This is a genomic window from Chryseobacterium sp. YR221 (assembly GCF_900176315.1).
In the GTDB taxonomy this organism is placed as follows: Bacteria; Bacteroidota; Bacteroidia; order Flavobacteriales; family Weeksellaceae; genus Chryseobacterium; species Chryseobacterium rhizosphaerae.
Genome location: NZ_FWXM01000003.1, coordinates 720903 through 735351, shown reverse-complemented (window position 1 = coordinate 735351; position 14449 = coordinate 720903). Strand labels below are relative to the sequence as shown.

General features: G+C 36.5%; 9 protein-coding genes. 8 read left to right on the top strand and 1 reads right to left on the bottom strand.

Features of this window, described 5'->3' with window-relative positions; translation table 11 throughout:
- Window positions 1-677 precede the first annotated feature (677 nt).
- The 8 genes from B8967_RS12365 to B8967_RS12330 all read left to right on the top strand — a co-directional run bounded on the left by B8967_RS12365 (window position 678) and on the right by B8967_RS12330 (window position 11795).
- Window positions 678-2003, top strand: a complete 1326-nt coding sequence (locus tag B8967_RS12365; protein WP_084086295.1) for a sigma-54-dependent transcriptional regulator — start codon at window positions 678-680, stop codon at window positions 2001-2003.
- A gap of 440 nt (window positions 2004-2443) precedes the next feature.
- A complete protein-coding gene (gene kdpA / locus B8967_RS12360; RefSeq protein WP_084086294.1) occupies window positions 2444-4138 on the top strand; it encodes a potassium-transporting ATPase subunit KdpA in 1695 nt (564 codons plus the stop codon).
- A gap of 182 nt (window positions 4139-4320) precedes the next feature.
- Window positions 4321-6360, top strand: coding sequence for a potassium-transporting ATPase subunit KdpB (kdpB, locus tag B8967_RS12355; RefSeq protein ID WP_084086293.1), 2040 nt, complete (start codon window positions 4321-4323; stop codon window positions 6358-6360).
- A 10-nt stretch (window positions 6361-6370) separates the two neighbouring features.
- Complete coding sequence (gene kdpC / locus B8967_RS12350; protein ID WP_084086292.1) at window positions 6371-6928, top strand: potassium-transporting ATPase subunit KdpC; 558 nt, start codon at window positions 6371-6373, stop codon at window positions 6926-6928.
- A 36-nt stretch (window positions 6929-6964) separates the two neighbouring features.
- A complete protein-coding gene (locus B8967_RS12345) occupies window positions 6965-8026 on the top strand; it encodes a porin (protein ID WP_084086291.1) in 1062 nt (353 codons plus the stop codon).
- A 293-nt stretch (window positions 8027-8319) separates the two neighbouring features.
- Window positions 8320-9429 (top strand): histidine kinase, encoded by a 1110-nt coding sequence (locus B8967_RS12340; protein WP_084086290.1) that lies wholly within the window; start codon window positions 8320-8322, stop codon window positions 9427-9429.
- 7 nt (window positions 9430-9436) lie between these two features.
- Window positions 9437-11152, top strand: a complete 1716-nt coding sequence (locus tag B8967_RS12335) for a HAMP domain-containing sensor histidine kinase (RefSeq protein ID WP_084086289.1) — start codon at window positions 9437-9439, stop codon at window positions 11150-11152.
- Between the two features lie 178 nt (window positions 11153-11330).
- Window positions 11331-11795, top strand: a complete 465-nt coding sequence (locus B8967_RS12330; protein WP_084086288.1) for a hypothetical protein — start codon at window positions 11331-11333, stop codon at window positions 11793-11795.
- 71 nt (window positions 11796-11866) lie between these two features.
- Here B8967_RS12330 and B8967_RS12325 read toward each other — a convergent pair whose 3' ends face one another.
- Window positions 11867-14344, bottom strand: coding sequence for a DUF7619 domain-containing protein (locus B8967_RS12325; protein WP_084086287.1), 2478 nt, complete (start codon window positions 14342-14344; stop codon window positions 11867-11869).
- Window positions 14345-14449 lie beyond the last annotated feature (105 nt).

Here is a 14449-nt window from a genome sequence, read left to right as displayed (position 1 = left end):
TTCATTATTCAATAGAAATGGGCTTTAGCCCATTTACTAAAAACGATTTTTTAATAGGGCTTTAGCCCAAACTTAAGAATGGCAACGTACGCAAGATAATTATGCTGGCTTATGTTTGGGCTAAAGCCGATGGATGGTTTTGTATTTTTACAGAACGGGCTAAAGCCCGTCCCTATTGAATATCCATATCCCGGATAAACTAACTTTTTCAATCAAGAGTCAATCATTGACCATTTGCTATTTATACTTATAACTCATCACTCCTTATTTATTATTTCTGGGACTCATTTTATTATTCAATAGAAATGGGCTTTAGCCCATCTACAAAAAACGATTTTTTAATAGGGCTTTAGCCCAAACTTAAGAATGACGATGTACGTAAGATAATTATACTGGCTTATGTTTAGGCTAAAGCCAATGGATGGTTTGGTATTTTTATAAGAACGGGCTAAAGCCCGTCCCTATTGAATATCCATATCCTGGATAAACTGATTTTACAATCAGAAGTCAATCATTGACCATTCATTATTCATCACTCTTCACTCTCAACTCCTAACTCTCAACGAATGTACTAAGATTCCCCTAATGACCATTTATAGAAAGAAATTTCCCGATATAAGTGGATTTTACTCGAATAAAATCAATAAGTTTGTATCAGTTTTCCAAATACAATTATAATGTCAGGAAATATTCTGATTATCGATGATGAGATCAAACTCCTTAAGTTATTAGGTATGATCCTTTCCCAAGAAAATTTTAACGTAAAAGAAGCTTCTACGGCACGGTCAGCGATGACAATGTTGGAGCAGTATGATTTTGATGTCGTTTTAAGCGATGTCCGCCTTCCTGATGCCTTTGGGGTTGAGCTTATAAAATCAATAAAGACAAAATATCCCAACCTTGAAATTATTTTAATGACAGCATTTGGAAATATTACAGATGCTGTACAGGCTATGAAGAATGGCGCTTATGATTACCTGGTAAAAGGGGATGATAATGAGAAGATTATTCCATTGGTATATAAGGCGCTGGAAAAAGTAAAAGATAACAGATCGAAAGTTGTTCAGCAGACTGGTACCATAAAGGGGTTTGAACAAATTATTGGGCATTCTCCTATCATTTTGCAGGCTAAGAAGCTGGCTGAAAAAGTTGCTTTAACCGATGCTGCCGTACTTTTAACAGGGGAAACCGGAACTGGGAAAGAGGTTTTTGCCAATGCCATTCATGAAGGAAGCGACAGAAAGAAAAATAATTTTGTGGCGATCAATTGCTCCGCATTCAGTAAGGATATCTTGGAAAGTGAACTTTTTGGACATAAACAAGGCGCTTTTACAGGGGCTTTAAGGGATAAAAAAGGATTAATTGAAGAAGCCAACGGAGGAACTTTGTTTCTGGATGAAATTGGGGAAATGCCCATTGAGCTTCAGGCAAAACTGCTTAGGGTACTGGAAACCAAAGAATTCATAAAAATGGGGGAAACTAAACTCTCAAGATCTGATTTTAGGCTTGTAGCAGCAACTAACAGAAACCTTGAAGAAGAAATAAAGCAAGGCAACTTCAGAGAAGACCTCTATTTTAGGCTGAATGTTTTTGAAATTACTCTTCCAGCTTTAAGAGAGCGGAAAGAAGACTTAAAAATGCTGGCTAAATATTTTATTAATTTATTTTCAGATAAGCTGCATTTATCATCTATTCAGGTGAATCCGGATTACTACAAAGCACTGGAAAAAAATGACTGGAAGGGGAACATCCGTGAATTGAGAAATGCTGTAGAGCGGAGCCTGATTCTTATGGATAATAATATTCTTGATGCCGAAAGCCTTCCTCACTATTCAGAGAAAGCAGTGGCTGAAAGTGACTCCCTGAGCATAAGATCCCTGGAAAAAATACATATACAGAAAGTACTGCAGTATACGAAAGGAAATAAAGCTGAAGCTGCCAGGTTACTGGAGATTGGTATTGCCACCTTATACCGTAAACTGGAAGAGTACGGATTAAAATAAATTATTTTATCATTTTAATAAAGAGCCTATCATTTTGATAGGCTTTTTTGTTTTTATACCGGTTGTTGAATTGGTGTATTGTGTTGTAATACAAATAGTTAATTCTTTGTTTTTTAGAATGGAATTCCTTTTGGCATATAGTCTATGAATAAAATATTTAAAAAATGACAATTTCAAGAAAAACGTTTAAAAAACGGGAGCACTCTACTTTTAGTCTGCTGATTGTATCGTACGTATTGCTGACTATTTTAACCTTAATAATAAAGATATGATGTTGATAAGTTTGGTCCTGCTTTGTGCAGTCCTGTTTTGGCTTTTATATAAATCAGTTGAATTTTTTGATAGAATATAAAATTATGTGGAGTTTATTTTTCCTTTCAATACTTGCCTTTGTGTACATCTGTTATGTTTTAGTGAAACCTGAAAAATTTTAAATGGTCATGAATACAGAAATTTTAGGCATTATAGCAATGTTTGCTATTACATTAGTTATCGGAATATTTTTGGGTAAATATATAGCTAATGTCTATGGATATAAGAAAACTTTTTTAGATCCTGTTTTTCAGCCGATCGAAAAGTTAATTTATAAAATATCGGGAATTAACCCGACTCGTCAGATGAGCTGGAAACAGAATATGTATGCCATGCTGACGATTAATCTGATTTGGTTCATCATTGGATTTTTAATCCTTCTGAATCAGTCCTGGCTTCCTTTAAACCCGGATGGGAATCCCAATATGACTGCAGATCTGGCTTTTAATACAGCTATTTCATTTTTAGTTAATTGTAATCTGCAGCATTATTCGGGGGAAACGGGAGTAAGCTATTTAAGCCAGCTCTATCTTATGTTTTTACAGTTTGTAACAGCAGCAACGGGAATGGCAGCAATGGCGGTCCTTTTTAAAGCTTTTAAAGATAAAACAGCTACCGAACTGGGAAATTTCTATGATTATTTTACCAAATCGATGATCAGGATCCTGGTTCCCATAAGTGTAATTGTTGCTTTAATACTTTCCATTAACGGAAGTCCAATGACTTTTGAGGGGAAAGACCATATTACAACTTTAGAAGGTCAAAAAATTGATGTCTCAAGAGGTCCTGTAGCTGCTTTTGTTGCTATTAAGCATTTGGGAACCAATGGAGGTGGCTTTTTTGGAGCCAATTCAGCTCATCCTCTGGAAAATCCTAATTATATAACCAATATGACAGAAATGGTTACTCAAATGATCATTCCGTTTGCTTTGGTTTTTGCATTAGGCTTTTACTTGAAAAAAAGAAAACTTTCATGGGTGATCTTTACCGTAATGACTGTTGGATTTCTTGCGCTAACCATTCCAAATGTGATTAATGAAACAGGTGGAAATCCGCTGATTACAGAGATGGGTGCAAACAGTAGTCGGGGAGCCATGGAAGGTAAGGAAATCCGCTTTGGGAGCGCTGCGTCAGGATATTGGAGTATTGCTACCACTGTTATTTCAACAGGTTCTGTAAACTCTATGCATGACAGCACCATGCCTCTTTCGGGAATGAATGAATTGCTTGCCATGATGATCAACTGTTTCTATGGAGGTTGTGGAGTTGGTATTCTGAATTATTTCATCTTTATCATCCTTGCAGTATTTATCAGTGGTCTGATGGTAGGACGAACACCGGAGTTTATGGGGAAAAAGATTGAAGCTAAAGAAATGAAGATTGCAATGATCGTAGCTTTATTTCACCCATTCTTAATTCTTGTGGGAACGGCTTTAACGGCTTACCTGCCTGAATTTGGAGCAAAAACATTGAATAACCCGGGCTTTCATGGATTCAGCGAAATGCTTTATGAATTTACCTCGTCTTCTGCTAACAACGGATCCGGATTTGAAGGGCTGGGAGACAATACCCCATGGTGGAATATTTCCACAGGAATTGTTCTGCTGCTATCAAGGTTTATTCCAATCATAGGACCGATAGCCATAGCCGGATTATTGGCTCAGAAAAAATTCATCCCTGAAAGTTCAGGAACACTGAAAACGGATACCGCTACTTTCGGTTTTATGACTCTGGCTGTTATCCTGCTTATTGCAGCATTATCTTTCTTCCCTGCATTGACATTAGGTCCTATTGCAGAGCAGATTCAGTATTTCTCTAAATAAAATATGAACATTAAAAATTAAAATCAATATTCTGCCATTAAGGAAGCTGAAGAGTCTGAGGAAGTTAGTCTAAAAACTTACTGAAACGTTCATCACATAATATTATCCATTTTCTTCCTTATAGTTTTAGCTGCCCTTGATGGTTAGTATTGATTTATAATGATATAAACTCTTTCAAAAAAATGAAAAATCAATCACAAACATTGTTTCAAAGAGATTTGGTTAACGAGGCGATTAAGCAGTCTTTCGTAAAGCTGAATCCGAAAATTATGTTTAAAAATCCGGTCATGTTTCTGGTGGAGATCGGAACCGTTGTCATGTTTATCGTAAGCATGTTTAGCCTGACTGGTGATACATCACAGGGAAGCTTCTCTTATAACTTTTTAGTTTTTATTATATTATTTTTTACAGTTCTGTTCGCCAATTTTGCAGAAGCAATTGCAGAAGCAAGGGGAAAGGCACAGGCTGATACACTTAGAAAAACCCGTGAGGAAACACCTGCCAAATTAGTGGTTGACAATAAACCTGGATTTCAGGTGGAAACTACATTGAAAATGTCTGCTGAAATGAAATTAGGTGATATTTTCCTTTGTGAAACAGGAGATCAGATCCCTATGGACGGAGAGATCATTGAAGGATTGGCAACCATTGACGAATCTGCAATTACCGGAGAAAGTGCTCCAGTAATCCGTGAAGCCGGTGGAGATAAAAGCTCTGTAACAGGAGGAACAAAAGTATTATCAGACAGAATAAAGGTAAAAGTAACCACAAAACCGGGAGAATCATTTTTGGATAAGATGATTGCTCTTGTAGAAGGGGCTTCAAGACAAAAAACACCTAACGAAATCGCATTAACCATACTTTTAGCCGGGTTTACCCTTACATTTATTATTGTTACCCTTACTTTAAAACCTTTTGCTGATTATGCGAAGACGCCGATAACAATAGCAGCATTCATCTCTCTTTTCGTTTGCCTTATTCCGACAACCATCGGAGGACTACTTTCTGCCATTGGTATTGCCGGAATGGACAGAGCATTGAGGGCCAATGTTATCACCAAGAGTGGTAAAGCGGTAGAAACAGCAGGTGATATTGACGTTCTGTTGCTTGATAAAACAGGAACAATCACGATTGGAAACAGAAAAGCCACTCATTTCCATCCGTCAAACGGAATTAAGGAGGAAGACTTTATTAAAGCTTCGGCATTGAGCTCTGTAGCAGATGAAACACCGGAAGGAAAGTCTATTATTGAATTAAGCCAGCTAAAATCAGAAGATTTATTAGTTCCCAATCCTACTTATATTGATTTTACGGCTGAAACACGAACTTCAGGAATCGATTTTGAAGACACAAGGATCAGAAAAGGAGCTTACGACACTATAAAAAAACTGACTGAAAAAGCCGGGAATATCTTCCCGCAGGAAACACAGGATGCTGTTACCAAAATTGCTGAAAACGGAGGAACTCCATTAGTGGTAGCAATCAATGAAAAAGTATGGGGAGTAATTGAACTTCAGGATATTATTAAAACCGGAATTCAGGAGCGTTTTCAAAGGCTGCGAAAAATGGGAGTAAAAACGGTGATGGTAACCGGAGATAACCCTTTAACCGCAAAATTTATTGCAGAAAAAGCCGGTGTGGATGATTTTATTGCCGAAGCCAAGCCTGAAGATAAGATGAACTACATCAAAAAAGAACAGCAGGAAGGCAAACTGGTAGCCATGATGGGGGATGGAACAAATGACGCTCCGGCATTAGCTCAGGCAGATGTAGGGGTGGCAATGAACAGTGGAACCCAAGCCGCAAAAGAAGCCGGTAATATGGTAGACCTCGATAATGACCCCACAAAACTGATTGAAATTGTAGAGATTGGAAAACAGCTTTTGATGACCCGTGGAACACTGACAACCTTCAGTATTGCTAACGATGTTGCGAAATATTTTGCCATTATTCCGGCCCTGTTTATCACGTTTATCCCTTCATTGCAGAAATTGAATATCATGAACCTTCATAGCCCGGAAACAGCCATTTTATCAGCCGTTATTTTCAATGCTGTGATCATTCCTTTCCTTATTCCATTAGCTTTAAAAGGGGTAGCTTACAAACCTATTGGAGCAAGTGCCTTATTAAGAAGAAATCTTTTGATCTATGGGTTAGGCGGTGTCATTGTTCCGTTTATTGGAATCAAAATCATTGATGTACTGATCAGTTTATTCTATTAAAATTTAAAAAATGAAAAATCATATTATTTCAGCATTCAGACTGACTCTTGTAATGCTGGCTGTGGTGGGAATCTATTTAGTAATTGTGTACGGAGGTTCAAAAATATTACCTACCCAGGGAAATGCGGAGATTATTACCTATAAAGGACAGAAATTCTATGCAAATATTGGCCAGGAATTTAAATCTGATCAATACTTTCAGGGACGCCCTTCCAGCGTGAACTATAATGCAGCAGGAAGTGGAGGAAGCAATAAAGGTCCCAGCAATGAAGAATATCTGGAAACTGTACAGAAGAGAATGGATACTTTAAAGCTTGATAATCCGGCAATGAAGAATACTAAAGTTCCTGTAGAGCTGGCTACAGCAAGCGGAAGCGGATTGGATCCTGATATCTCTCCGGAAGGGGCCTTATACCAGGTGAAAAGAATTGCTAAACTAAGAAATCTTCCAGAAGGGAAGATCACTGATTTAATTAAAACTCAAACTGAAAAGCCTCTCTTAGGACTTTTCGGACCATCAAAAGTAAATGTATTAAAGCTGAATATGGCTTTAGATCAATTAAAATAATTAGACAATAACGTGAAAAAATATATTGCTATAGGAATGTTGTTGGGCATTTTCTTCCCAAAAGCACAATCTTCGGATTCACTAAAAATAGGAAATAAGGTTACCTTTTCTGCTTATGCAGAGCTTTTCTACACCTACGATACTAATGAACCTGGTAATCATCTTCGCCAAAACTTTTTGTACTCATACAACAGACATAATGAAGTAAATCTGAATCTGGGACTCATAAAAGCAAATTATCAAAGTGAGAATCTTCGTGCTAATGTAGCGCTAATGGCAGGAACTTATGCCCAGGATAATATGGCTGCTGAACAGGACGCGCTACGCTATGTGAATGAAGCGAATATCGGGATCAAAATATCAAAGAATAAAAACCTATGGATTGATGCCGGAATTATGCCTTCCCATATCGGTTGGGAAAGTGCAATAGGAAAAGATAATATCAATTTGACAAGAAGCCTTGCCGCAGAGAATTCTCCTTATTTTGAAACCGGAGCCAAACTTTCCTATACTTCAGATAACGGAAAATGGTTTTTAAGCGGATTGGTACTGAATGGATGGCAACGCATTGCAAAAGCAGAGGGAAATCAGAGTATTTCTTTTGGACATCAGGTGACCTATAAACCTAATGACAAAATTACTTTGAACAGCAGTTCGTTCATTGGAAATGATAAGGCAAAAGAGGATAAAAAAATGCGTTATTTTCATGATTTGTTTGGAAGCTTTCAACTCACGGATCAGTTTTCAGCATTACTGGGGTTCGATATCGGGGCAGAGCAGAAAACCAAAGGAAGTGAGCAATATAATATCTGGTACAGCCCTAATGTACAGATGAAATATCAATTAGATCAAAAATGGGCCTTAGCCGGAAGATTTGAATATTATAATGATAAAAAAGGAGTGATTATTAATTCAGGAACTCCCAATGGATTTCAGACTTTTGGATACTCCCTGAATCTAGACTATGCAATCTTAAAGAATGTGATTTTCCGTACTGAAGCCAGAGGCTTTACCTCTAAAGATGCTGTTTTTGTGAAAAACGGTGAAATGAAACAAGGGAATTTCTTTGTGACAACGAGCCTGGCAGCCTGGTTTTAGAAGGTATAGATTAAAAATGAACTCACTACAAAAGAAGAGCATTTTTGAAAATTTTATCTATTCAATTTGTCATTCTATAGGAATCCTGACAAGGCACATAAAATCAATCATAATATGACCTTGTATCCTTTGAAATTAAGAGGGTGAATCTCTTCGGAATGACAAATTGTTTTAAACATTCAGAGAATCTCTTAAGCCATAAGCTTACGATAAGAGAGAGATAAGAAAAGCTTTTATCTCTTTTGTGGTTTAATAAAAATTATAATAACTTAATACTGTAAAAGCAGGAATCAATGTCATCAGCAAAACATTTTTTAGAACTGATCCAGAAATCCCGAAAAGGAAAATTCAAGATCTATATCGGAATGAGCGCAGGCGTAGGAAAAACTTTCCGGATGCTTCAGGAAGCTCAGTCCCTTTTACGGAACGGCATTGATGTAAAGATCGGCTATATAGAAACGCATGATCGGGAAGAAACAGTGGCTTTGGTGGAAGGGCTCCCGGAAATTGCCAGAAAATCAGTTTTTTATAAAGGTAAAAACCTGGAAGAAATGGATGTTCAGGCTATTATCAACGAACATCCTGAAGTTGTTTTGGTAGACGAATTGGCGCATACCAATGTAGAAGGGTCCAAAAATAAAAAGAGATGGCAGGATGTCCTTGAGATTTTGGATAACGGGATCAATGTGATCAGTGCCATGAATATTCAGCATATTGAAAGTCTGAATGAGGAAGTAAAAGTAATTACAGGAATAGAAGTTACGGAACGTGTACCGGATAAAATTCTTGCTATTGCAGATGAAGTGGTAAACATAGACCTTACCGCTGATGAATTACTGACCCGGCTGAAAGAAGGTAAGATCTATAAAAAGGAAAAAATTCAGACTGCCTTGAATAATTTCTTTCAGAGCGGGCATATTTTACAGCTTCGTGAACTGGCTTTAAAAGAAGTGGCCACTCACGTTGAAAGAAAAGTAGAGACTGAAATAAAGACTGAAAACTTTAAACCTATAAAATTTCTGGCCTGTATCAGCAGTAATGAAAAGATTGCTAAAACGATCATTAGAAAAACAGCCAGATTGGCGAGCTATTATAATAGTCCGTGGACTGTCATATATATTCAGAAGCCCTCAGAAAATCCTGAAAAAATAGCCCTGGATAAACAGCGGTATTTGATTAATAATTTTAATTTAGCACAGGAATTAGGAGCAAAAGTGGTCCGGATCAAAGAAGGTAGTGTACATAATGGAATTCTGGAGTATGTAATTGCCCATAATATAACAACTGTCTGTATCGGAAAGCCTCATGCCAGATTTTGGCAGCGCCTGTTGGGATATAGCTGGATCTATACTCTGATGAACAGATTGAATGAAAGGCAGATAGATATTATTATTTTATCTTAAAAAAGTAATGAAACTTAAAACTAAACTTACCTTAGGCGTAGGCCTTTTATTTTTCCTGATCGTTCTGCTTTCAGTGATAGGGTCTGTATATATCAATAAACTGAAATCTGATACGGAGAAAATCCTTACAGCCAATTATAACAGTCTGGAGTTTTCGAAAAATATGCTCCTGGCTTTGGATCACATAAGCATTGACAGTGCTGTTGCTATTGCCGATTTTCAGAAAAATAACCAGTTACAGGAAAAAAACCTCACGGAATTCGGAGAAAAAGAAGCTACTCAGAACCTGAATTTGCATTTTAACAGTTATCTGAAAGAACCTTCATACAGTAAAGAAAAACTGATCCGTGAAGATCTCGCTAAGATTATGTCTTTAAATATGAAAGGCATTGAAAGGAAAAGCGATATTGCCATCATTACTGCCGGTAATGCTACTTTCTGGATTGTTAGTTTAGGAACGGTATGCTTCCTGATTGCCTTTATTTTGCTTTTTAATTTACCACAAACGATTGCTGAACCCATTAATCAGCTGACATTCAGTATCAGACAGATTGCTGATAAAAATTATAATGAAAGGGTGCATTTCAAAGGAAGTGAAGAGTTCAACAGCCTGGCGGAATCATTTAACATCATGGCTGAAAAGCTTCAGGAATATGAAAGCAGTACACTCTCCAAGCAGCTGATGGATAAGAAGAGGATTGAAACACTGGTGAACAACATGCATGATGCTGTTATCGGGCTGGATGAAAACCATTTTATCTACATGATTAATGACGAAGCGTTGAAAATTACCAATCTCAATAAAGACGAGATTATAGGAAAAACAGCTCATGAAGTTGCTGTAAACAATGATTTGATCCGTGAATTATTAAAAAATATTGACCATCCGGTAAAAGAACCGATGAAGATCGTTCGTGATAATAAAGAGAATTATTTTGAACAGGATATTGTCCCTATCAACATTGTAAAAACTGGAGAAAAGGAAAAAAAATATATTGGAAAGGTTATTTTGCTGAGAAATATTACCCCTTTTAAAGAACTTGATTTTGCCAAAACGAATTTTATAGCTACCATTTCTCATGAACTGAAAACTCCTATTTCTGCTATAAAAATGGGCGTACAGTTGCTTGGAAATCAGAAATTCGGAGAGCTGAATGACCAGCAGAAAGAATTGCTGAAAAGTATCAATGAAGATGGGCAACGCTTACTTGATATCACCAGTGAACTGCTTAATCTTTCGCAGGTTGAATCCGGAAATATCCGTTTGACTGTTGAAAAATGCTCTCCTAAAGAGATTGTACAGTCGGCGGTGAAAAATGTAGAAAAACTGGCAGAACAGAAAAATATTTCAGTGAATACGGAATATCTTCTGGAAGACACAGATTTTGTTGCTGCGGATTTTGATAAAACGGTTTGGGTAATGAATAACTTCCTTACCAATGCTGTGAAACACTCGTTTCAGGATGAAAATATAAAGATTTTGGTAGAAAAAGTGGATTCTTTTATTCAGTTCAGTATTACTGATACGGGAAGTGGTATTGATGAAAAATACCACCGTCAGATCTTTGACCGTTATTTTCAGGTTCCGGGTGAACATCAGAACGGAACAGGACTTGGATTGGCCATTTCAAAGAATTTTATTGAAAAACAGAATGGAGAAATTGGAGTAAACAGCTCCCCGAATAATGGAAGTACATTTTATTTCAGACTGCCTGTTTCTTAAAATATACAATATAATATTCTGCTTTACGTTTTGAATCTCAATAAAGGAACGTAAAATTTATTTGAAGAATCTCAATCAGGAACAAATTATACTTTTCCAAAACGTATTAAAGAAAAATTCATAACTTTATCAAAAACTTGAAGACTATTCTTTTAAACTTATAAACTTTTATCATACAATGAAAAAAACTCTATCTCTATTAACATTGCTGTTTTTTATCGTACTAGGTATTCAGGTATCTGCTCAGGCTTTCACATTAGAAAAAATTGCAGAATTCAATAAGCTTGGTATGCCTGAATTTAAAAATGAAATGAAGAAGATCAATTTCAGCTTTAATGACAAAACCGAAAGTTCAGATTTCACCCTGAATGAATATGAAAGTCCTGACCATACATTTAAAATCGGGAAATTTGTATATACTAAAGACAAATCTCAGGACAGGATAGAATGTGAATTTCCGGAACAGAGAGATTATCATAAATACCTTTCAGCTGTATTAAATGCTGGTTATAAAGAGACTGGAAAAGGAAAAATTATTACCAAAGAGCCTTATGTTGATTATCAGAAAGGTAAACAGCACATCAGGTTTATTTTGCCTAAAGAAAATCAGAATGGCCCTTACAGCGTTCTTGTTTTCAAATAAAATGATATATTAAAATACAAAGGCTGCGAAAGTGATTTCGCAGCCTTTATTTTTATAGAGGTAAGTCTTCGTTAGTCTTTGATTAATTTCTGAACGAATGTTTGCTCTTTGGTATATATTTTAATCATATAGTTTCCTTTAGGAAGCTCTGAGAGATTTACTGAATTTCCTTTCACTCCCATAGAAAGCATAATTCTTCCGGCTGTATCATAGATTTCAGCTTTAATAACTTCATCTTTGGACTGAATAGATAAGACTTCTTTTACCGGATTTGGGTAGATGTTTAAGGTTGTATTCTTCCCTTTTATTTCGTTTGTTGCCAGCGTATTCTTATTTTCAACAGCTGTTGTGTAGGTATTGGTAATAATCGGATGATTATAATCAAAATAAATATTGGCTGTATTACTGAAATTTTCCCCTGCGGTCAATGTAGATTTTGTTTTAATTTTGAATGAAACATATCCGTCATTGTTCAGATCGTCAAAAGGTAGCTGGATATTTTCAAAGATAAATTCAACAATATTAGGTTGGGTTATTCTTGTGGTAAAGTTGTGGCTTCCTGTAATCGGAATCAGGCTGGAGATATCAAATTTTGAAGTATCAATGATATCTTTTACTACAATATTTCTGGCATTTGCTGTTCCCATATTTTCAAACCTGATCAGATAATGTACATAATCACCTACCTGAGTTTGAGCAATTGAAGGTCCTTCAAGACATGTTTTGTCATTAGGGTCAAATGAATTGACTACGTTTTGGTTCAGCGTAAAACTATTATCTGCAGGAGTATCATCCGGAGCACCGTTGATCTGTACTGTGTAATGAATAACATCTCCATTATTTAATGGTGGCGTTTGTGTAGGTGTATTTAAGGTGAATACCGCTTTAATTTCTTTCGTTTCAAATGGAAGCAGATTGGTGAAATTCCAGGTCAGGGTTCCTGTAGATTGTGAATTAGGAGTAACGGTCGCGTTCAGGAAATTCATCAGGTTATCATCAAAATTGAAAACCATTGTTCCTGATTGTGCTGTTGTACCTTTATTTTTAAAAACAATTTTATATCCTGCATCAAATCCTGGTACTGCAGCCTGTACTGGAACAATCACCACCTCAAGATCAGGATGAGTGCCGTTGGCTGACATACAGAAGTTCTGAGTCAATGGACTGGTCTGAAGAGGGAAATTAACCGCTAAGCTTGCTGGTGAAATAGTGAAATAGGTAGGATTTTCTACGATTGGAGTGATGGTTTTCGGACCGGAATTTAGTGGGATAGAGTAGTTTCCTGAGTGATCAGAGATAAGACTTCCTGCATTGCTGATTCCTGTTACCGTGAATTTCTGGAATGCTTTATTAAGATCAGTAGGGTCACAACCATTGCCATTGATATCATATTTGGTATTTCCTTTAACGGTATATACGGTACCACCCGGGGTGAAAGAACAGTAAGAATTCACGACTACATTGTTGTATCCAAATTGGGTATTAGCATTGAGAACAGAAGTTATTTCCCCTTCATCGCAGCAGATATAACTTAAATTGGGATTGTTAGGATAGTATCCACCACCACCGTTTAATCCGTTTTTTAAAAACATGGTCTGTAGATTGTTATTGTTGAGAGATGGAGAAGACAAAAGAGGGTTGTGTGAAATATCGATCGTCGTCAGAAGATTATTACCCAAAGAAAGAATATGGAGTTGCGGGGAGGTAGAAAGATCAATACTGGTGAGTTGATTGGAAGAAAGATAAAGGGTGCCCAGGACAGGAGCCTGGCTTAAATCTATAGTGGATAGATTATTATTCATCGCTTCAATATACTTAAGTTTTGGAGTGTTCTGTAAAGACAATGAAGTGAGATTGTTACCATTACAGTTGAGCGTCTGAAGTTTCGTAAGGTTGTTCAGATTAAGAGTAGTGAGTAGATTTTCATAAATATGTAAACTTGCAAGATTAACCAATGGACTTACATCAATAGAACTGATGTTATTATTGGAACATAGAAGCGTGTGTATCGTGGTACTTCCTGTGAAATTAATAGTTTCCACTTTTCCATCTTTACAGTCTAAAGTACCAAAATTAGGCAGGTTAGAAATATCAAGATTTACAATATTGGCATTTCTGACACTGATGTTATTGAGAAGATTACAGTTTGAAAAATTAGTAGCAGACATTGATGTATTGTTATCAAAAGAGACCAGCGCCAGTTTTGGCATACCGCTTACATCTACCGAAAGAAGACCTGGGGAATCAGAAACGGTAAGATATTTCAGATTGACAAAGGATTTCACCCCTTCTATAGACTGAATCTGAAAAGAGCCTCCATTAGGGCTGTAAATGGATATTGAAGTGATAGCCGCTGCTTCGGAAAGCTGAATCTCTCCATCGTTGTTGGTATCAATAGAAACATTTCCACTACCGGTACCCTGGGCAATCTGATTGGAAGGGCTTGCGGAGAGAAGTTTTGCTTTAAAATAAGGATCCGGAATATTGACAATCTGTGCACTCACAGATAAGTGTGCCAGGAACAGCACAAATACGTAAATGTTTTTCATGGTTTAGTGATGTTTTAGTTTTTATAAATGTATGAAAAATATTTACTATTAAATGCAAATATTGTTAAATTAATTACATTTAATTGTTTTAAAGTTTAATTTTTA

Excerpts from the sequence above, each read along its gene's own strand:
- B8967_RS12365 (WP_084086295.1), top strand. The coding sequence starts at position 678 with ATGTCAGGAAATATTCTGATTATCGATGATGAGATCAAACTCCTTAAG.
- kdpA (WP_084086294.1), top strand. The coding sequence starts at position 2,444 with ATGAATACAGAAATTTTAGGCATTATAGCAATGTTTGCTATTACATTA.
- kdpB (WP_084086293.1), top strand. The coding sequence starts at position 4,321 with ATGAAAAATCAATCACAAACATTGTTTCAAAGAGATTTGGTTAACGAG.
- kdpC (WP_084086292.1), top strand. The coding sequence starts at position 6,371 with ATGAAAAATCATATTATTTCAGCATTCAGACTGACTCTTGTAATGCTG.
- B8967_RS12345 (WP_084086291.1), top strand. The coding sequence starts at position 6,965 with ATGTTGTTGGGCATTTTCTTCCCAAAAGCACAATCTTCGGATTCACTA.
- B8967_RS12340 (WP_084086290.1), top strand. The coding sequence starts at position 8,320 with ATGTCATCAGCAAAACATTTTTTAGAACTGATCCAGAAATCCCGAAAA.
- B8967_RS12335 (WP_084086289.1), top strand. The coding sequence starts at position 9,437 with ATGAAACTTAAAACTAAACTTACCTTAGGCGTAGGCCTTTTATTTTTC.
- B8967_RS12330 (WP_084086288.1), top strand. The coding sequence starts at position 11,331 with ATGAAAAAAACTCTATCTCTATTAACATTGCTGTTTTTTATCGTACTA.
- B8967_RS12325 (WP_084086287.1), bottom strand. The coding sequence starts at position 14,344 with ATGAAAAACATTTACGTATTTGTGCTGTTCCTGGCACACTTATCTGTG.